15 protein-coding genes and 2 pseudogenes are annotated in these 17,692 nt (G+C 74.1%); 10 read left to right on the forward strand and 7 right to left on the reverse strand.

Annotation, left to right across the window (positions count from 1 at the left end):
* Window positions 1-49: 49 nt before the first annotated feature.
* Window positions 50-409: a metalloregulator ArsR/SmtB family transcription factor gene (locus tag DBP14_RS30530; RefSeq protein ID WP_129310577.1), complete on the forward strand. Its 360-nt coding sequence runs from the start codon at window positions 50-52 to the stop codon at window positions 407-409.
* 54 nt (window positions 410-463) lie between these two features.
* Here DBP14_RS30530 and DBP14_RS30535 read toward each other — a convergent pair whose 3' ends face one another.
* Complete coding sequence (locus DBP14_RS30535; RefSeq protein WP_129310578.1) at window positions 464-2,107, reverse strand: APC family permease; 1,644 nt, start codon at window positions 2,105-2,107, stop codon at window positions 464-466.
* 203 nt (window positions 2,108-2,310) lie between these two features.
* Window positions 2,311-2,718: a CoA-binding protein gene (locus tag DBP14_RS30540; protein ID WP_129310579.1), complete on the reverse strand. Its 408-nt coding sequence runs from the start codon at window positions 2,716-2,718 to the stop codon at window positions 2,311-2,313.
* A gap of 144 nt (window positions 2,719-2,862) precedes the next feature.
* On the opposite strand from DBP14_RS30540, the pseudogene DBP14_RS37485 reads away from it, so the two are divergent.
* The 6 genes and pseudogenes from DBP14_RS37485 to DBP14_RS30565 all read left to right on the forward strand — a co-directional run.
* A pseudogene (locus DBP14_RS37485) lies at window positions 2,863-3,162 on the forward strand (hypothetical protein); the annotation flags it as partial.
* Between the two features lie 426 nt (window positions 3,163-3,588).
* Window positions 3,589-3,930 (forward strand): annotated as a pseudogene (locus DBP14_RS37490) (hypothetical protein); the annotation flags it as partial.
* Complete coding sequence (locus tag DBP14_RS30550) at window positions 3,927-4,469, forward strand: histidine phosphatase family protein (protein WP_129310583.1); 543 nt, start codon at window positions 3,927-3,929, stop codon at window positions 4,467-4,469. The pseudogene DBP14_RS37490 and the gene DBP14_RS30550, both read left to right, overlap by 4 nt.
* A 52-nt stretch (window positions 4,470-4,521) precedes the next feature.
* On the forward strand, window positions 4,522-5,148 hold the full coding sequence (locus DBP14_RS30555; RefSeq protein WP_129310584.1) for a YigZ family protein: 627 nt from the start codon (window positions 4,522-4,524) through the stop codon (window positions 5,146-5,148).
* Window positions 5,149-5,267: 119 nt separating this feature from the next.
* Window positions 5,268-6,431 (forward strand): exonuclease SbcCD subunit D, encoded by a 1,164-nt coding sequence (locus DBP14_RS30560; RefSeq protein ID WP_129310586.1) that lies wholly within the window; start codon window positions 5,268-5,270, stop codon window positions 6,429-6,431.
* Complete coding sequence (locus tag DBP14_RS30565; RefSeq protein ID WP_129310588.1) at window positions 6,428-9,412, forward strand: SMC family ATPase; 2,985 nt, start codon at window positions 6,428-6,430, stop codon at window positions 9,410-9,412. The genes DBP14_RS30560 and DBP14_RS30565 overlap by 4 nt, the downstream gene beginning before the upstream one ends.
* Here the strand turns inward: DBP14_RS30565 and DBP14_RS30570 are convergent.
* Window positions 9,395-9,886, reverse strand: coding sequence for an Lrp/AsnC family transcriptional regulator (locus DBP14_RS30570; RefSeq protein ID WP_129310590.1), 492 nt, complete (start codon window positions 9,884-9,886; stop codon window positions 9,395-9,397). The two genes, DBP14_RS30565 and DBP14_RS30570, sit on opposite strands and share 18 nt — an antisense overlap.
* 93 nt (window positions 9,887-9,979) lie before the next feature.
* Between DBP14_RS30570 and DBP14_RS30575 the strand changes: the two genes are divergently transcribed.
* Together DBP14_RS30575 and DBP14_RS30580 are read left to right on the forward strand one after the other, a co-directional pair.
* Window positions 9,980-10,456 (forward strand): rhodanese-like domain-containing protein, encoded by a 477-nt coding sequence (locus DBP14_RS30575; protein ID WP_129310592.1) that lies wholly within the window; start codon window positions 9,980-9,982, stop codon window positions 10,454-10,456.
* A 71-nt stretch (window positions 10,457-10,527) separates the two neighbouring features.
* Window positions 10,528-11,043: an immunity 21 family protein gene (locus DBP14_RS30580; protein ID WP_129310594.1), complete on the forward strand. Its 516-nt coding sequence runs from the start codon at window positions 10,528-10,530 to the stop codon at window positions 11,041-11,043.
* Window positions 11,044-11,067: 24 nt separating this feature from the next.
* Here DBP14_RS30580 and DBP14_RS30585 read toward each other — a convergent pair whose 3' ends face one another.
* Both DBP14_RS30585 and DBP14_RS30590 read right to left on the reverse strand, forming a co-directional pair.
* Window positions 11,068-12,759, reverse strand: a complete 1,692-nt coding sequence (locus DBP14_RS30585; RefSeq protein WP_129310595.1) for a DUF885 domain-containing protein — start codon at window positions 12,757-12,759, stop codon at window positions 11,068-11,070.
* A gap of 33 nt (window positions 12,760-12,792) precedes the next feature.
* Window positions 12,793-13,296 carry an Lrp/AsnC family transcriptional regulator gene (locus tag DBP14_RS30590; protein ID WP_129310598.1) on the reverse strand — a complete coding sequence of 168 codons (504 nt, stop codon included), beginning with the start codon at window positions 13,294-13,296 and terminating at the stop codon, window positions 12,793-12,795.
* 60 nt (window positions 13,297-13,356) lie between these two features.
* On the opposite strand from DBP14_RS30590, the gene DBP14_RS30595 reads away from it, so the two are divergent.
* On the forward strand, window positions 13,357-14,556 hold the full coding sequence (locus tag DBP14_RS30595) for a PLP-dependent aspartate aminotransferase family protein (protein WP_129310600.1): 1,200 nt from the start codon (window positions 13,357-13,359) through the stop codon (window positions 14,554-14,556).
* A gap of 81 nt (window positions 14,557-14,637) precedes the next feature.
* Here DBP14_RS30595 and DBP14_RS30600 read toward each other — a convergent pair whose 3' ends face one another.
* Window positions 14,638-15,903 carry a GNAT family N-acetyltransferase gene (locus DBP14_RS30600; RefSeq protein WP_129310602.1) on the reverse strand — a complete coding sequence of 422 codons (1,266 nt, stop codon included), beginning with the start codon at window positions 15,901-15,903 and terminating at the stop codon, window positions 14,638-14,640.
* 336 nt (window positions 15,904-16,239) lie between these two features.
* On the reverse strand, window positions 16,240-17,670 hold the full coding sequence (locus DBP14_RS30610; protein WP_129310606.1) for a PLP-dependent aminotransferase family protein: 1,431 nt from the start codon (window positions 17,668-17,670) through the stop codon (window positions 16,240-16,242).
* Window positions 17,671-17,692 lie beyond the last annotated feature (22 nt).

The following is a 17,692-nucleotide window of genomic DNA, read 5'->3' on the forward strand; positions in this document are numbered from 1 at the left end:
GTGGACGTACGGGCGTCCATCGAGCCATTATGTGCGTACGAGCGCACGCATGCACCTGTCACCTGCGCATCATGCGCACCCGCGCACACCCGGCGCGGAACACTTCACGCTCGCGGCGGAACTCCTCGCGCTGCTCGGCGACCGCACCCGCCTCAGCCTGATGCACGCCCTGACGGCGGGCGAGGCCGACGTCAGCACGCTCACCGGGGCCTGCGGCGCCGCCCGGCCCGCCGTCAGCCAGCATCTGGCCCGGCTGCGCCTGGCCGGCCTGGTGACGACCCGCAAGGAGGGCCGCCGCGTGGTGTACGGCCTCGCCGACGGCCATCTGCGCCGCCTGGTCGACGAGGCGCTGAACGCCGCGGACCACCGGCTCACCGAGCGGACCGGTGGAGGGGACGCCTCCTCATGACGGTGTCCCGCCGGCCAGGAGCGGCCGACGGGACACCGTCATGAGGAGCGAGGGTCAGTGCGCCGGGGCGTCCGTGACCACGACTTCCTCGATGTCACGCTGGATCTGCTCGGGCTTGGAGGCGGTGGCCTTGGCCCAGTAGTAGATGCCGATCGAGAAGGCCGCGACGACCGCGATGTCCCACCACAGGCCGATGTGGCCCTGGCCGCCGAAGCCGCCCTGCCAGGAGATCACGCCGATGCCCACGAGGTACGCCGGCAGCCACTGCGCGGCCTTGAAGTCCAGCCGGGGCGCGTCGGGCAGGCCCTTGCGGATGGCGTACCAGGCGTACGAGCCGAGCAGCACGTAGCCGAGCAGGATCGCGAAGCCGAGCCGCCACAGGGTGTCCCAGCCGGCCCAGTAGATGATCAGGTTGGCGACCACGAAGGACAGCGGCGAGATGATCTTGCCGCCGGGCAGCCGGTACGGGCGCTCGTGACCCGGCAGCCGGTCGGCGAAGACGCCGTACGCCAGCGGGGCGCCCGCGTACATCAGCACGCTCGCCGAGGTGATGAAGCCGACCAGCTGCTGCCAGCTCGGGAACGGCAGGAAGCAGATCACACCGGTGACGAACGACATGATCAGACCGAACCACGGCACACCGCGGGAGTCCGTCTTGGCGAACAGCTTCGGCGCGTAGCCGTTCTTGGCGAGGCCGAAGGAGACCCGGGAGGTGGCCGTGGTGTAGATCAGGCCGGTGCCTCCGGGAGAGATGATCGCGTCGACGTACAGGACGAAGCCCAGCCAGCCGAGGCCCACCATGGTGGCGAGACCGGCCCAGGGGCCGCTGATACCCGGGAAGTCGAGCTTGGCCCAGCCGTGCGCGAACGTGGCGTGCGGCAGCGCGAGGATGAACACGACCTGGAGCAGGATGTAGATCACGGCGCCGATCGCGACCGAGCCGAGGGTCGCGCGCGGCAGGTCCCGCTTGGGGTTGCGGCTCTCACCGGCCAGCTGGATCGCCTGCTCGAAGCCGAGCAGCGCGAAGATGATGCCGCTGGAGCTGATCGCGCCGAGGACGCCCTTGGCTCCGAACGGGGCGAAGCCCTCGGAGGTGAAGTTGCCCGGGTGGAAGTTGCCGATCGCGATGATGAAGATCGCCGCGAGCGGGACGGCGATCTTCCACCAGGTGGCGGCGCTGTTGGTGTGCGCCAGGGCGCGGACACCGAAGAAGTTGACGGCGACGAAGATCGCCATCAGGACGACAGCGGCGGTGAAGCCGCTGGTGCTGAGGGTGCCGTCGGCGTGCTGCAGCCCGTCGGCCCACTTCCAGTGCTTCGCGTAGCCGACCATGGCCTCGACCTCGATCGGTGCGACGGTCGCGGCCTGGAGCCAGGAGAACCAGCCGAACGACATGCCGGCCAGGCCGCCGAAGGCGTAGTGCGGGTAGCGGGCGGTACCGCCGGCGACCGGGAACATGCCGCCGAGTTCGGCGTGCACGAGTGCCAGCAGCACGATGGCCACCGCGCCGATCACCCACGAGATGATCGCCGCGGGGCCGGCCACCACGACCGCCTCCTGGGCACCGAAGAGCCAGCCGGACCCGATGATGGAGCCCACGGAGGCCCACATCAGACCGATCAGCCCGACGTCGCGGCGTAGACCGCCGCCCGGGTCCTTCGTGGCTACGGGCGCGGCTGCATGGTCGACATTCACCATGTACGAGTGGCCTCTCAGATCGTAAACACAGGATTAACGAGCAAGGACGCCACAGGCTAGGGAGACTTTCCCCGATACCAAAAGACTGTTTCCGAAAACTTGACCCAGGATCTTGCGTGTCTTGGGGGGAGTCTTCGCACAGGTCAGGGATGGAACCGAATGTCAATATTCAGCGGTGAATTGTGAGAAGAAGGTGAGACAGGCTATCCCAGGAGGGGAATTTCGATCGCCGGGCAGCGGTCCATCACCATGTCCAGACCGGCTGCCCGGGTCCGCTCCTGAGCGGCCTCGTCGACGACCCCGAGCTGGAACCACACCGCCTTCGCGCCCTTCGCCACGGCCTCGTCGGCGACCGCGCCGGCCAGCTCGCTGTTGACGAAGACGTCGACGACGTCCACCGCGAAAGGGACGTCCGCGAGGGAGGCGTAGCCACGCTCGCCGTGCACCGTCTCCGCCTTCGGGTGCACCGGCACGACCCGCTTGCCGAACCGCTGGAGCACCCGGGCCACCCCGTAGGCCGCCCGCCGCTGGTTCGAGGACAGGCCGACCACCGCCCAGGTGTCACCCAGCTCGGTCAGGATCCTGCGGATGGTCGCTTCGTCGCCGTACACGGCCGCCTCCTCGGGCTGCGGGGAACTGTCGTCCGGGCAACAGCGCCCCCGGGGCACTGATTCCCGCCGCCGGCGGCCCGGCACGGGGCCCGGAATCGGCGCGAGGTGCCCGCATCCGGCAGCCCGCGCGCTTACGCTCGCACTGTGCTGCGCATCCTCGACGCCCGAACCGGTGAGCCCGCCCCCGCCGCCCCCGCACGCCGGGGCCTGACCCGCGTCGAGGCGTACGTCCCCGGCCTCGACCTCACCGCCCTGCGCGTGCTGCTCACCGCGGACGTGCTGGTCCGCGCCCTCGAACTCGGCGGCACCCCCGTCTGGGCCACCCTCACCGCCCCCCACCACCTCGCCGAGCTGCGCACCGCCGCCACGACCCTCGGCATCCGCCCCTTCGAAGACGCCCACGACCCGGCCCCGACCCTGGGCGAGGCCCAGGTGGTCCAGGTGAGGGCGGCGGCTGCGGGGGAGAGCGCGGCGGAGGAGGCGCCGGAGGGAACGGCGCCCGCGCGCGGACCGGGCTCGGTGCTGGCGGTGGCGGCGGTGAGCTGGGAGGAGGGGCCGGCGCTCTCCGCGCCCACCTCCTCCGCGTCTGCGGGAGGCCCCCCGGCGGGGGGTCCCTCGTCGGGCGGCGGTCGGAAGTCGTCGGCGGGCGAGCCCCTGCCGGACGCGTCGGCCGAGTCGTCGGCGGGCGGGCTGGATGCGTCGGCCGAGTCCTCGGATGGCGGGCCCGGCAGGGCGCGCGAGTCGTCGGACGCGGAGGAGCGCCTCGCGGGGCACGGTCCGGCGGGCACTTCGGCCGGGTCGTCGCATCCCGGCGCCGTTCCCGCCCCCGTTCCCGGGCCGGAGTCGGTCGCCGCGCTCGGTGGCCGTCTCTCCGACCCCGCGGCGCTTCGGCTGGCCCTCCTCTCTGTGCCCCGGACGAGCCCGGTGCGCCTCGACGGGGAAGCCCTTCGGCAGGCGGGGGAGACCCTCGCGCGGTGGCGGGGGGCGGTGGCCGGATGGGCGCGGGAGCCGTCGCGGCCGGTGCCCGACGAGGTGCGGGGACGGTTGCGGGACGCCTGGGAGGACGATCTGGACCTGCCCGCGGTGCTCGCGGTCCTGCGGGACGTGGAGACCGCGTCCGGCCTGCCCGGCGGCGCCCGCTTCGAGACGTACGCCTACGCCGAACGCCTCGTGGCCCTCGATCTCCTGAGCGGCCTCGGGAGCCCCGCGTGATCGCGCGCGCGGGCGCGGGACCGCTGCGGCACCTGGTCGTGCTGCGGCACGCGAAGTCGGCGTGGCCCGAGGGCGTCGCCGACCACCGGCGCCCGCTGGCGCCGCGCGGGCTGCGGGACGCCCCGGCCGCCGGACGCGCCCTCGCGGAGGCCGACCGGCTGCCCGACCTCGCCGTGTGCTCCACCGCCGTCCGCGCGCGGGAGACCTGGGAACTCGCCTCCGCCGAGTGGGGCACGCCGCCCCCGGTGCGCCACGACCGCAGGCTGTACGCGGCCACCGTGGCGGACCTGCTGGACGTCGTGCACGAGACGCCCTCCGAGGTGGAGACCCTGCTGCTCGTCGGGCACAACCCCGGCCTCGCGGAGCTGGTCCTGGAGCTGGCCGGGGACGGTCTCGACGACACGCTCGGCCAGGTGCGCGCCAAGTTCCCGACCGCCGCCATCGCCGAACTCGCCTGGCGCGGCACCGGCTGGCCGGCCCTCGCCCCGCGCACCGCCCTGCTGACGTCGGTCACCGTGCCGCGCGGCAGGAAGAAGTAGGGCGCTCTCACCGCGGCCCGGGCACCGCTCCGGCACCGCATAGGGTGGCGGGATGCAGGACGAGTACCGCACAGTCGCCCGCGCGGGCGTGCACGAGACCGAGGTCAACCGCTCCCGCTTCCTGTGCGCCCTCGCCCCGGCCGCCACCGAGCAGGAGGCGCAGGACTTCATCGCCTCCGTCCGCAAGGAGCGCACCGACGCCACCCACAACTGCTGGGCGTACGTCATCGGTGCCGACGCGCGCGTGCAGAAGGCGAGCGACGACGGAGAACCGGGGGGCACCGCGGGCGTGCCCATGCTGCAGATGCTGCTGCGCCGGGACATGCGCTACGTCGTCGCCGTCGTCACCCGCTATTACGGCGGCGTCAAGCTCGGCGCGGGTGGCCTCATCCGGGCCTACGGCGGAGCGGTCGGCGAGGCCCTGGACGCGCTCGGCAGCCTCACCCGCCGCCGGTTCCGGCTGGCCACGGTGACCGTCGACCACCAGCGCGCGGGCAAGGTGCAGAACGACCTGCGCGCCACGGGACGCGAGGTCCGGGACGTCCGCTACGGCGAGGCCGTCACCATCGAGATCGGTCTGCCGGACGCCGACGTGGACGCCTTCCGGGCCTGGCTGGCCGACACGACGGCGGGCACGGCCGCCCTCGAACTCGGCGGCGAGGCCTATGGAGACGCGTGACAGAACAGGCATTTCGGGGCAATTGCCTTCATGGTCCCGGTGTATGACGGGCCGATAAACGGGCCGATACGGGAGTAACCGCCCGTGATGTCAGACCCGCCCGTTAGTCTTCGGGGATCATGAGGCTGCTGCACACTTCCGACTGGCATCTGGGCCGGGCGTTCCACCGCGTGAACATGCTCGACGCCCAGGCCGACTTCATCACCCACCTCGTCACGACCGTGCGCGAGCGCGACGTCGACGCGGTGGTCGTGTCGGGAGACGTGTACGACCGCGCGGTGCCCCCGCTGGCCGCCGTCGAACTCTTCGACGACGCCCTGCACCGCCTCGCCGCCCTCGGTGTGCCCACGGTCATGATCTCCGGCAACCACGACTCGGCCCGCCGTCTCGGCGTCGGCGCCGGACTCATCGACCGCGCGGGCATCCACCTGCGCACCGAACCGTCCGCGGCGGGCACCCCGGTCGTACTCCGGGACCCGCACGGGGACGTCGCGCTCTACGGACTGCCCTACCTCGAACCGGCCCTGGTGAAGGACGAGTTCGGGGTCGACAAGGCCGGACACGAGAGCGTCCTCGCCGCCGCCATGGAGCGCGTCCGCGCCGACCTCGCCGCCCGCCCGCCGGGCACCCGCTCCGTCGTCCTCGCGCACGCCTTCGTCACCGGCGGCCGGGTCAGCGACAGCGAACGGGACATCACCGTCGGGGGCGTGGCCGCCGTCCCGGCCGGCGTCTTCGACGGCGTCGACTACGTCGCGCTCGGACATCTGCACGGCTGCCAGACCCTCACCGAACGCGTCCGGTACTCGGGCTCCCCGCTGGCCTACTCCTTCTCCGAGGCCGAGCACCGCAAGAGCATGTGGCTCGTCGACCTCGCCGCCGACGGCTCGGTCGACGCCGAGCGCCTCGACTGCCCCGTGCCCCGCCCGCTGGCCCGCATCCGCGGCACGCTCGACGACCTCCTCGCCGACTGGGAACTGACCCGCCACGAGGACGCCTGGATCGAGGCCACCCTCACCGACGCGGTACGCCCGGCCGACCCCATGGCCCGCCTCACCGAGCGGTTCCCGCACACCCTCAGCCTGGTCTTCGCCCCCGAGCGCGCCCCCGAGGACCCCCAGGTCTCGTACGCCCGCCGGCTCGCCGGCCGCAGCGACCAGCAGATCGCCGAGGACTTCGTCGCCCACGTGCGCGGCGCCGGCCCGGACGAGCCGGAGGCGGCCGTGCTGCGCGACGCGTTCGACGCCGTCCGCGCCGACCACACCGTGCGGGAGGTGGCCCGGTGAGACTGCACCGGCTCGACATCACCGCCTTCGGGCCCTTCGGCGGCTCCCAGAGCGTCGACTTCGACGCCCTCTCCGCCGCCGGACTGTTCCTGCTGCACGGCCCCACCGGCGCCGGCAAGACCTCCGTCCTGGACGCCGTGTGCTACGCGCTCTACGGCACCGTCCCCGGCGCCCGCCAGAGCGGCCAGGGCCTCAACCTTCGCAGCGACCACGCCGCACCCGGCACCCGCACCGAGGTCCGCCTCGAACTGACCGTCGCCGGACGCCGCCTGGAGATCACCCGGCAGCCCCCCCGGGAACGCCCCAAGCTGCGCGGCACCGGCACCACCGTCGAGAAGCCCCAGACCTGGCTGCGCGGCTACGACGCCACGGCCGGCGCCTGGCGGGACCTCAGCCGCTCCCACCAGGAGATCGGCGAGGAGATCACCCAGCTGCTCGGCATGAGCCGCGAGCAGTTCTGCCAGGTCGTCCTGCTGCCCCAGGGCGACTTCGCCCGCTTCCTGCGCGCCGACGCCGAGGCCCGCGGTCGGCTGCTGGGCCGCCTCTTCGACACCCAGCGCTTCGCCGACGTCGAGAAGCGCCTCGCCGACCGCCGACGCACCACCGAGGCCCGGGTCCGCGAGGGCGACACCACCCTGCTCGCGGACGCGCACCGCATGCAGCAGGAGGCGGGCGACGCCATGGACCTGCCCGGCCTCGCCCCCGGCGAACCGGGCCTGGCCGAAGCGGTCCTCGGCGCCGCCGCCGTCGCCCGCAGCACCGCCCGCGAACGCCTCACCGTCGCCGAATGCCGCCTCACCGCCGCCGAGTCCGCGCACGCCGCCGCCCGGCGCGCCCTGGGCGACGTACGCGAACTCGCCCGGCTGCAGGCCCGGTTCGCCGAGGCGCGACAGCGCGCCGAGCGGCTCCAGGAGCGGGACGGCGAGCACCGCGCGGTACGGGACCGCATGGAGCGCGCCCGCAAGGCGGAGACCGTGGCCCCCGCGCTGGAACTGCGCGAGGCCGCGGCGGCGGAGCATCGCCGGGCCACCGAGGCGGAGGCCCGCGCGCGCGGGACACTGCCCGACCCGCACGCGGGCGCGGACGCGACCGGCCTCGCGGCCGCCGCCCGCCGGACCGCCGAGGAACTCGGCGGCCTGGAGTCGGCCCGCCGCGCCGAACAGCGGCTCGCCGCGCTCGCCGGGGAACGGACCGGACTCGACGACCAGGAGCGCGCCGACGAGGACGTCCTGCGCGAGGCCGACGCCTGGCTCGCCGACTGGGACCCCGCCCGTACGGCCCTCCAGTCCCGTATCGAGGCCGCGCAGGAGGCCGCCACCCGCGCGGAACAGCTCGCCGAGCGGCGTGAGCCCGCCCGCCGCCGCCTCACCGCGGCCCGCACCCGGGACGAACTGGCCGCCGGCCTGGAGCAGGCCCGGCAGCGGGCCCTCGCCTCCGCGCAGCGCGCCGTGGACGCCCGCACCCACTGGCTCGACCTCAAGGAACAGCGCCTGAACGGCATCGCCGCCGAACTGGCCGCCCACCTCACCGACGGCGAACCCTGCGCCGTCTGCGGTGCCACCGAACACCCGGCGCCCGCCCGCAAGGTCGACGGGCACGTCGACCGCGACACCGAGGAGCGCGCCCTCGCCGCGGTCCAGCGGGCCGAGGAGCAGCGCGCCGAGGACGAGCGGCGCCTCGGTGGTGTCCGCGAGGCCCTTGCCGCCGCCACCGCCGAGGCCGGCGACGCCCCCACCGCGCGGCTCGCCGCCGAGGCCGACGAACTGGAGCGGGAGTTCGCGCGCGCCCGCCGCGACGCCTCCGCCCTGCACGCCGCCCACGAGGAACTGCGCCGGGCCGAGCAGGAGCGCGAGCGCCGCCTCATCGACCGCCAGCAGGCCGCCGTGCGGACCGCCGCCCGCGTCACCCGGCGCGAGGCACTGGACCACGAACAGGTCACTCTGGAGCAGGAGTTGACGCAGGCCCGCGGTGGTGCCGGGAGTGTGGCCGCCCGCGCCGCCCAGCTGGAGCGGCGGGCAGCCCTGCTCACCGCCGCCGCCGACGCGACCCGCGCCGCGGAGGACGCCGCCCATCGGCTCAAGGACGCCGACGCCCGCCTCGCCGACGCCGCCTACCGGGCCGGCTTCGACACCCCCCGGGCCGCGGCCGACGCCCTGCTGGACGCCGCCGCCCACCGCGAACTGCAGCACCGGCTGGACGCCCGGCAGGCGGAGGAGGCCGCCGTACGGGCCGTGCTCGCCGAGGAAGGCACCGCGGCCGCGGCGGCACAGCCGCCCGCGGACCCGGCCTCCGCCGAGCAGGCCGCGGAGGGGGCGGAACAGCGGCTGCGCGAGGCCGTCTCCGAGCGCGACGCGGCGGCCCGCTGCCGCACCCAGCTCGACCGCCTCTCCGCCCGCGCCACCGAGGGCGTACGACGGCTCGCCCCGCTCCGGCAGGAGTACGACCGGGTGGCCCGGCTGGCCGCGCTCACCGCGGGCACCTCCGCCGACAACGAACGCCGGATGCGCCTGGAGTCGTACGTGCTGGCGGCCCGGCTGGAACAGGTCGCCGCCGCCGCGACCGTGCGCCTGCGGCGGATGTCCGCCGGCCGGTACACGCTCGTCCACTCCGACGACCGCAGCGGACGCGGGCGCAGCGGGCTCGGCCTGCACGTCGTCGACGCCTGGACCGGCCGCGAACGGGACACCGCCACTCTGTCCGGCGGCGAGACCTTCTTCGCCTCCCTCGCCCTGGCCCTCGGCCTCGCGGACGTCGTCACCGACGAGGCCGGCGGCGTCCGGCTCGACACCCTCTTCATCGACGAGGGCTTCGGCAGCCTCGACGACGAGACCCTGGACGAGGTGCTGGACGTCCTGGACTCGCTGCGCGAACGCGACCGCAGCGTGGGCATCGTCAGCCACGTCGGTGACCTCCGCCGCCGGATCCACGCCCGGCTGGAAGTGGTCAAGGGCAGAACGGGTTCCTCACTGCGGCAGCGGTGAGCGTCCCGGCTCCGCCCGTCCTGGCTCCGCCCGGCCCAGTGGGCGCCGGGGCAGGGGAGAGGAGTACACCACGCTCGTGGTGACCGAGCCCAGTGCGCCGATCCGGCCCGAGATCTCCTCCAGGTGGGGCATGGAGCGGGCGGCGACCTTGATCACAAAGCAGTCGTCGCCGGTGACGTGGTGCGCCTCCAGGATCTCCGGAGTCGTCGCCACCAGGTCGTGGAACGGCTTGTAGTTGCCGTTCGGGTACCTCAGCCGCACGAACGCCAGGATCGGCAGGCCGAGGCGCTCCAGGTCGACGACCGCACCGTAGCCCTGGACGACCCCGGCCTCCTCCAGCCGCCGCACCCGCTCGGTGACCGCGCTGGCGGACATCGAGACCGCCCGGGCGAGGTCGGCGAAGCTCACACGGCCGTCGCGCTGCAGGACATCGAGGATGCGCCAGTCGGTGGCGTCCGGGGAATACGCGGTCATCCCGGATGGATAGCAGGGGAAACCCCGGTACATCAAGGGGAACGCCGTGGAACCTCACTTCAGCGCCCGAGGCCGGCGCCATAGATTTTCCGCATGACCACAACCACCTCCGTGAACCCCGTCCTGCGCGTCGCCCCCTCCGCGCCAGCCGAGGCCGCCGCGTACTTCCGCGCGAGCCTCGCCTTCCACGCCGACGTCTCCGACGTGGCCGCCGCCCTCGGCGCGGACGGCGACCCGGGCTTCGTCGTGGTGGACACCCGCTCCACCGACGCCTGGGACCAGGGCCACCTCCCCGGCGCCGTCCACCTGCCGACCGCGCTCATACCCGAACAGGCCGGCCGGCTCCTCGACCCCGCCGTGCCCGTGGTCACCTACTGCTGGGGCCCCGGCTGCAACGGCGCCACCCGCGCCGCCCTCGCACTGGCCGAACTCGGCTACCGGGTCAAGGAGATGCTCGGCGGCTTCGAGTACTGGGCGCGGGAGGGCTTCGCGTACGAAACCTGGGAGGGCACGCGGCGGCGCGACGTGGACCCGCTCACCGCACCGGTCGACGGCGACTGCGGATGCTGAACTCGCGTGGCTCCGGGGCCTGTTGAGCAACAGGCGTATGGGAACGTCGCGTTCCGTGTAGGTTCGGGCCCATGGTACGATACGCGGATCCAGGCGCGCAGGAATGGGTGGAATCGGGCGGCGGTCCGCTCATAGCGATCCCCGAGACGGTCCTGCCGTTCTGGGTGGGCGCCGACAGCGCCGAACCGGCCACGGACTACGACCGCGCCTGCGAGGTCGACGGATACGTGGGCCTGCTCCCCGTCGGCGACAGCGCGGCCCTCGTCTTCGGCGACGAGCCCGCCGCGACCACCTATCTGCCCGAGCGGGGCACCTTCGTGCGCTGGTGCGCCGCCGACTCCGAGGCCGAACTGCTCGCCGGTGTCCCCGCCGCCCTGGACACGGCCGTGTGGCAGCCCGAGGTCCGCTGGCAGGTGCCCGGACCGGTGCTGCTGTTCGACTCGGCCTGGCCGGGCGGGGCCGCCGACCGCACCGGACACCTGCGGGTGCCGCTGCGGCCGGGACCCTACGCCGTGCGCGCCGGCTACGCCCAGCCCGGTCCGGAGACCTGGGTGGGGCTGGTGCAGCTGAGGAAGCTGCCCGAATGAGACCCCGCCGCGCGAACCCGCGGCTCAGAGCTGGGACAGCTCGTCCACCAGGTCGTCCAGGCCCAGCGAACCCTGGGACAGGGCCGCCATGTGCCAGGCCTTCAGGTCGAACGCCTCCCCGTGCCGCTCGCGTGCCTTCTCCCGGCCCAGCAGCCAGGCCCGCTCACCGAGCTTGTAGCCGATCGCCTGGCCCGGGATCGTCAGGTACCGGGTCAGCTCGCTCTCCACGAAGTCCGCGGGCCGGCTGCTGTGCGAGCCGAAGAACTCCTGCGCCAGCTCGGGCGTCCAGCGCTCACCCGGGTGGAACGGCGAGTCCGCCGGGATCTCCAGCTCCAGGTGCATGCCGATGTCGACGATCACCCGCGCCGCGCGCATCATCTGCGCGTCGAGGTAGCCGAGCCGCTCCTCCGGCTCCGTGAGGTAGCCCAGCTCGTCCATCAGGCGCTCCGCGTACAGCGCCCAGCCCTCCGCGTTGGCGCTGACCCCGCCGATCGTGGCCTGGTAGCGCGACAGGTCCTGCGCGACGTGCGCCCACTGGGCGAGCTGCAGGTGGTGGCCCGGCACGCCCTCGTGGTACCAGGTCGACACCAGGTCGTACACCGGGAACCGGGTCTGGCCCATCGTCGGCAGCCAGGTGCGGCCGGGACGGGAGAAGTCCTCCGACGGGGCCGTGTAGTACGGGGCGGCCGCACCGCCGGGCGGGGCGATGCACGACTCCACCCGCCGCACCCGCTCGGCCAGGTCGAAGTGCGTGCCGTCCAGGTCCGCGATGGCCCGGTCCATCAGGCCCTGCAGCCACTCCCGCACCTCGTCCACGCCCTCGATGTGCCGGCCGTGCTCGTCGAGGTGCGCGAGCGCCACCCAGGGCGTCTCGGCGCCGGGCAGGATCTTCTCCGCCTCCAGCCTCATCTCGCCGAGGATGCGGTGGAACTCCGACCAGCCGTACGCGTACGCCTCGTCCAGGTCCAGGTCGGTGCCGTTGAAGTAGCGCGAGAGGCGCGCGTAGCGCTCACGGCCCACGGTGTCCGCCGAGCCCTCGATGGCCGGCGCGTACACGTCCCGCATCCAGTCCCGCAGCTCCACCACGGCGGCGGTGGCCGCGCGGGCCGCCTCGTCCAGCTCCGCGCGCAGCGCGTCCGGACCCGCCGACGCGAACTCCTCGAACCAGCCGCGGCCCTGGCCGTCGGTGTCCGCCCACTCGGTGAGCTGGTCCACGAACGTCGCGGTCGGCCGGGGCGCCGCGTACAGCTTGCGGTCCAGGCCGAGGGACAGGGACTCCCGGTAGCCGGCGTAGGCGGCCGGCACCGCGCGCAGCCGCTCGGCGATCGCCGCCCAGTCCTCGTCCGTCCCCGTCGGCGTCACCGTGAAGATCTCCCGCACCATGTGGCCGGGCGTGTCCATGTTGCCGACCTTGCGCAGGTGCTCGTCGGCCTCGTGGACGGCCAGTTCGGCGGTCAGCCGCTCGCGCAGCAGCCGCCCGCAGCGGCGCTCCACCTCGCTGTCCGCGCCGGGCCGCCGCTCGGCCTCGTCGAGCCGGGCGAGCGTCGTCCGGGCCAGATCCGCCAGCGCCTGCTGACCGGTCGGTGAGTAATCGGGCAGCCTGCCCGAGCTCTCCTTCACCCCGAGATAGGTGCCGGTGACGGGGTCGAGGGCGATGAGTTCGTCGACGTAGGCATCGGCGACCTGACGGGGCAGCGGGCTCTGGATCTCAGACATGGCGCCCATCCTCGTACGAGGAGGATGGCTGCGTCACCCATGTATCGCTGATTCAGCTCTGGGCGTGGCCGGGGGCAGCATCGGCCCGCAGTCCCACTGCTGGAAGATCAGCCGGGTCTCCACCCGGGCCACTTCCTTGCGCGCGGTGAACTCGTCCAGGACCAGCCGCTGCAGATCGGCCATGTCCGCCACCGCCACGTGCACCAGGTAGTCGTCCGGCCCGGTCAGATGGAACACCGTCCGGGATTCCGGCAGCGCCCGGATCCGCTCCACGAACGGTCCCACCAGTTCCCGCCGGTGCGGCCGCACCTGCACCGACAGCAGCGCCTCCAGACCGCGCCCGAGCTTGGCCGGGTCCAGCCGCAGCTGGTGGCCCAGGATCACGCCCGAGCGGCGCAGCCGGGTCACCCGGTCCAGACAGGTCGACGGGGCGACGCCCACCTGCGTGGCCAGATCCCGGTAGGTGGCCCGGGCGTCGTTCTGCAACAGCCGCAGCAGGTGGAGGTCGACCGGATCCAGTACGACAGATTCAGCCATTCGCCGAACGTAGCACGGCGTTCGACGCGCGGGACCCGTTCGGTGTTCACCCTTCCGCCCATGGACTCACGCAGCTCCGGTGCCTACGACGACGTACGCGCCGCATCGAGAGCACTGGCCACCGAGGCCGTGCACGCCGGCCGCGACGACCTCGCCGGCCAGGGCCTGCACGTTCCGCCCATCGATCTGTCCACGACCTACCCGTCGTACGACAGCCGCGACGAGGCCGCCCGCATCGACGCGTTCGCCCTGGACGGCGCCGAGCCCGCCGGCCCGCCGGTGTACGGCCGGCTCGGCAATCCGACCGTGTCCCGCTTCGAGACCGCCCTCGCGCGACTGGAGGGCACCGAGTCCGCCGTCGCGTTCGCCAGCGGCATGGCGGCGCTGAGCGCGGTGCTGCTCGCCCGGTCCGCGATGGGCCTCAAGCACGTGGTCGCGGTACGGCCCCTGTACGGCTGCAGCGACCACATGCTGACCGCCGGACTCTTCGGCACCGAGGTCACCTGGACCGACCCGGCCGGCATCGGCGAGGCACTGCGGCCCGACACCGGTCTGGTGATGGTGGAGTCCCCGGCCAACCCCACGCTCGGCGAACTCGACCTGCGGGCCGCCGCCCACGCCTGCGGCACGGTCCCGCTGCTCGCCGACAACACCTTCGCCACGCCGGTCCTGCAGCGGCCCGCCGAGCAGGGTGCCCGGCTGGTGCTGCACAGCGCGACCAAGTACCTCGGCGGGCACGGCGACGTGATGGCCGGCGTGGTGGCCTGCGACGAGGAGATGGCGGGCGCGCTGCGGAAGATACGTTTCGCCACGGGTGGTGTCCTGCATCCGCTGGCCGGATATCTGCTGCTGCGCGGCCTGTCCACGCTGCCCGTCCGGGTGCGGGCGGCCTCCGCGAACGCCGCCGAGCTGGTCCGGCGGCTCGCCGCCGACCCGCGCGTGGAGCGCGTGCACTACCCCCGGATCGGGGGCGCGATGATCGCCTTCGAGGTGCACGGGGATCCGCACGAGGTCATCTCCGGCGTCCGGCTGATCACCCCGGCCGTGAGCCTGGGCAGCGTGGACTCCCTCATCCAGCACCCCGCCTCCATCAGCCACCGCATCATCGGCGCCGACGGGCGCGAGGACGCCGGCGTCGGCGACCGGCTGCTGCGGCTGTCGGTCGGCCTGGAGGACGTCGAGGACCTGTGGGCGGACCTGGACAACGCGCTGGGGGAGCGGGCCATCACGCCTGTGCCCCTGGGGGAGGCCGTGCGCTGACCTCCGCCGGGACGGCCCGGCGGCGATCTTCGCCGGGCCGTCCCGTCTCCCGTCCCGCGCTCTCCCTCCGGGCGGGGGACTTCAGTCGTGGCGCGCCGGTTCGCCCGGTCGCTCGCCGGCGGTGCCGTACGGCGGACGGGACGCGACCGGCGTGGCGTCCAGGCGGGCCGTGATGACCAGGGTGCCTTCCTCGATCTGGTAGTCCAGGGGCAGTCCGAGGCCGCGCATCGCCGCGACCATGCCGGTGTTGGAGGCCCGCGTGACGGCGTACACGTTCTCGCAGCCGGCCTGCACGGCCAGGGCCACCAGCCGTCCGAGCAGTTGGGTACCGATGCCGCGCCGCTGCCAGTCGTCCTCGACGAGCAGCGCCACCTCCGTCTCCTCGCCGTCCCACAGCAGGTGACCGAGGCCCACGATGCGGCCCGAGGTGGTCTGCGCGGCCAGGGTCCGCCCGAAGCGGGGGCTGAGCAGGTGGTTCAGGTAGCGGTCCGCGTCGGCGACCGGGCCGTGGTAGCGCAGGCGCAGGGTGTCGGGCGAGCACCGCTCGTGCATCGCGCGGGCCGCCGGCAGCTCACCGGTGTCCACGCGGCGCACGGTGATGTCGTTGCCCTCGGGCAGCGTCAGCACGTCCTTGCTCTGCGGGATCCGCGGACCCAGCCGGCTGTCCAGCTCCACCAGGGCACGGGCCCGCGCGAACTCCGTCGGCGTGAACGGCAGATAGGGCCGCTCCACGGTGAGCACGCCGCCCCCCGGCGCCCGCAGCCGGATGACGGTGTCCTCCAGCACTCCCTCGGCGGGCAGCGGTCCGGGCGCGGGGCCGGCGCCTGCCGGTACCGACCGGATGGTGCACCGGCCGAGCAACTGCCGTAGCGACAGCGGAAGTTCCGCGGTGTCCAGGGCGGTGCGCGCGGCCAGCCCCAGCACCCGGGTCGGGGCGTCCACCAGGTCGTGGGCGTCGGCCCGCTCGATCCAGGTGGACGTGCCCCCGGCCTCGGACACCGCCTCCCTGATTGCGGCCGCCGTCACCGTGTCCGGCGCACGGAGCAGGAACTCGTCGACCGTCCCGTCGGCCAGCGGATGCGTCTGCAGGCTCAGGATGTCGGCCCGGTGCCCGGCCAGCGCGCCGCACAGCGCGGCCAGCGAGCCCGGTTCGTCCCTGACGGTCGTCCGCATCCGCCAGAGCGTGCCGGCCCCGGCCGCGTCCGGCCGGGGCCCGGTATCGTCCGCCGGCGGCGCGTGCCCGTGCCGCCGTTCCCGCCAGGCGGCGGCGAGCCGGACGAGGCTCCGGCGCCGGCGGCCTGCGGCGTGTCCGTGCTGCTGGGATCCGTGGGGCATGTCTGCGGTCATGCCACCACTGTGAAGGAACGGTGTTGCGTGATCACGAACGATGTGTGACCGATGGGTAAAGGATGCTTACGCCCGTTTCGTTCTTCTTTCTACGAGCTCTCGCCGTCCCCTCGGCCGGCCGTCGAAGTCAGCGAGAAAGAGGCGCGGCGGTGGTGGGCCGGCAAGATCCGGGACAGGGTCCGAAGCCGGGTCCGAAGCCGGGTCCGAAGCCGGGTCCGAAGCCGGGTCCGGGACCGGGCCGCGCGCCGGGGGATGACGCCGGTGCGCGGCCCGGCGCTCCGAGGGTACGGGAGGCCGGCCGGGCCGTGGCCCCGGAACCGACGAAGTGATGACCGGTCAGCCGGCGAGTGCCTCGGCCATCAGGCGCACGCCCGTCCGGATGCGGGCCGGCGTCAGATGGGCGTACCCCAGCACCAGCCGGACCCCGGGCCCGTCGGCCGGGGTGTGCGCGCAGTCGCCGAGGGCGCGCACGGCCACACCCGCGTCCGCCATCCGTTGCACGAAGGCCGCCTCGGGGCCGTAGCGGTCGGGGAGTTCGGCGATGGCGTGCAGGCCGGCGGCGATGCCGGAGACCCGGGCCTGGGGAAAGTGCTCGGCGAGGGCGGCGACCAGCGTGTCGCGCCGCTCGCGGTAGGCCCGCTGGCACCGGCGCAGCTGCCGGTCGTAGTCGCCGCGTTCCAGGAAACGCGCGAACAGCGCCTGGTCGAGGGAGGGGTTGCCGAGGTCCATGGCCCGCTTGAGTGCGACGACCTCCTCGGCCAGGAAACCGGGCACCAGGAGCCAGCCCAGTCGCAGCCCGGGGGCGAGGGACTTGCTGACCGAGCCGGTGTAGGCGACCCGCTCCGGATCGAGGCCCTGCAGGGCGCCGACCGGGGCACGGTCGTAGCGGAAGTCGCCGTCGTAGTCGTCCTCCAGCAGCAGGCCGTCCACCGACCGCGCCCACGCCAGCAGTTCGGTGCGGCGCCGCGCCGAGTAGGCGATGCCGGTGGGGTACTGGTGCGCGGGTGTCGTCACCGCCGCCCGTACCCCGGAGGCCTCCAGTGGGCCCAGGGCCAGGCCGTCCGCGTCCAGCGGCAGCGGTACGGTGCGCATCCCGGCCGCCGCGTACAGGGCGCCGTGCTGCGGACTGCCCGGGTCCTCGACGCCGACCGCGCGCATCCCGCGCGCGTGCAGCGCCCAGCCCAGCAGGGTGGTCGCCTGGGTCACGCCGGAGACGACCACGATCCGCTCCGGATCGGCGACCACGCCACGGCGGCGGGCGAGCAGTTCGGCCAGGGCGGTGCGCAGCCGGGGCAGCCCGCGCGGGTCCGGGTAGCCGAGGTCGTGGTGCGGCAGGTCCGCGAGCACCGCACGCTGCGCGGCGCCCCACGCGGCCCGCGGGAACAGCGAGAGGTCCGGCGTACCCGGGACGAAGTCCGCGCGGGCGCCCCCGGGGCGAGGGGCGAGGTCGTGCGCCACGGGCCGGGCCGCCCGTACGGCGTCGCCCACCCAGGTCCCCGCGCCCCGCCCGCTGCGCAGATATCCCTCGGCCGTGAGCTGTTCGTACGCCTCCGTGACGAGGCCCCGCGACACACCGAGGTCGGCCGCCAGCTCCCGGCTCGACGGCATGCGGGTGCCGGACGTGAGCCGGCCCGAGCGGATCGCCTCGCGCAGCGCCGCCTGCAGGGCACGCCCACGCGCGCGTGCCGGTGCCGACGCGGCCGGCAGCAGCAGCTCCCACGCGGCCGTACCGGTGAGGCCGCCCGGATTGGTCCCCGATGACGTCATGGAAGTGGACCTTAATCCGGGC

The sequence above is a fragment of the Streptomyces sp. L2 genome (assembly GCF_004124325.1).
Classification (GTDB): domain Bacteria; phylum Actinomycetota; class Actinomycetes; order Streptomycetales; family Streptomycetaceae; genus Streptomyces.

What these genes read in the sequence shown, in the direction of transcription:
- DBP14_RS30595 (WP_129310600.1), top strand. Translation starts at nt 13,357, where the DNA reads ATGGACTCACGCAGCTCCGGTGCCTACGACGACGTACGCGCCGCATCG.
- DBP14_RS30530 (WP_129310577.1), top strand. Translation starts at nt 50, where the DNA reads ATGCACCTGTCACCTGCGCATCATGCGCACCCGCGCACACCCGGCGCG.
- DBP14_RS30590 (WP_129310598.1), bottom strand. Translation starts at nt 13,296, where the DNA reads ATGGCTGAATCTGTCGTACTGGATCCGGTCGACCTCCACCTGCTGCGG.
- DBP14_RS30575 (WP_129310592.1), top strand. Translation starts at nt 9,980, where the DNA reads ATGACCACAACCACCTCCGTGAACCCCGTCCTGCGCGTCGCCCCCTCC.
- DBP14_RS30570 (WP_129310590.1), bottom strand. Translation starts at nt 9,886, where the DNA reads ATGACCGCGTATTCCCCGGACGCCACCGACTGGCGCATCCTCGATGTC.
- DBP14_RS30560 (WP_129310586.1), top strand. Translation starts at nt 5,268, where the DNA reads ATGAGGCTGCTGCACACTTCCGACTGGCATCTGGGCCGGGCGTTCCAC.
- DBP14_RS30555 (WP_129310584.1), top strand. Translation starts at nt 4,522, where the DNA reads ATGCAGGACGAGTACCGCACAGTCGCCCGCGCGGGCGTGCACGAGACC.
- DBP14_RS30580 (WP_129310594.1), top strand. Translation starts at nt 10,528, where the DNA reads ATGGTACGATACGCGGATCCAGGCGCGCAGGAATGGGTGGAATCGGGC.
- DBP14_RS30535 (WP_129310578.1), bottom strand. Translation starts at nt 2,107, where the DNA reads ATGGTGAATGTCGACCATGCAGCCGCGCCCGTAGCCACGAAGGACCCG.
- DBP14_RS30610 (WP_129310606.1), bottom strand. Translation starts at nt 17,670, where the DNA reads ATGACGTCATCGGGGACCAATCCGGGCGGCCTCACCGGTACGGCCGCG.
- DBP14_RS30585 (WP_129310595.1), bottom strand. Translation starts at nt 12,759, where the DNA reads ATGTCTGAGATCCAGAGCCCGCTGCCCCGTCAGGTCGCCGATGCCTAC.
- DBP14_RS30600 (WP_129310602.1), bottom strand. Translation starts at nt 15,903, where the DNA reads ATGACCGCAGACATGCCCCACGGATCCCAGCAGCACGGACACGCCGCA.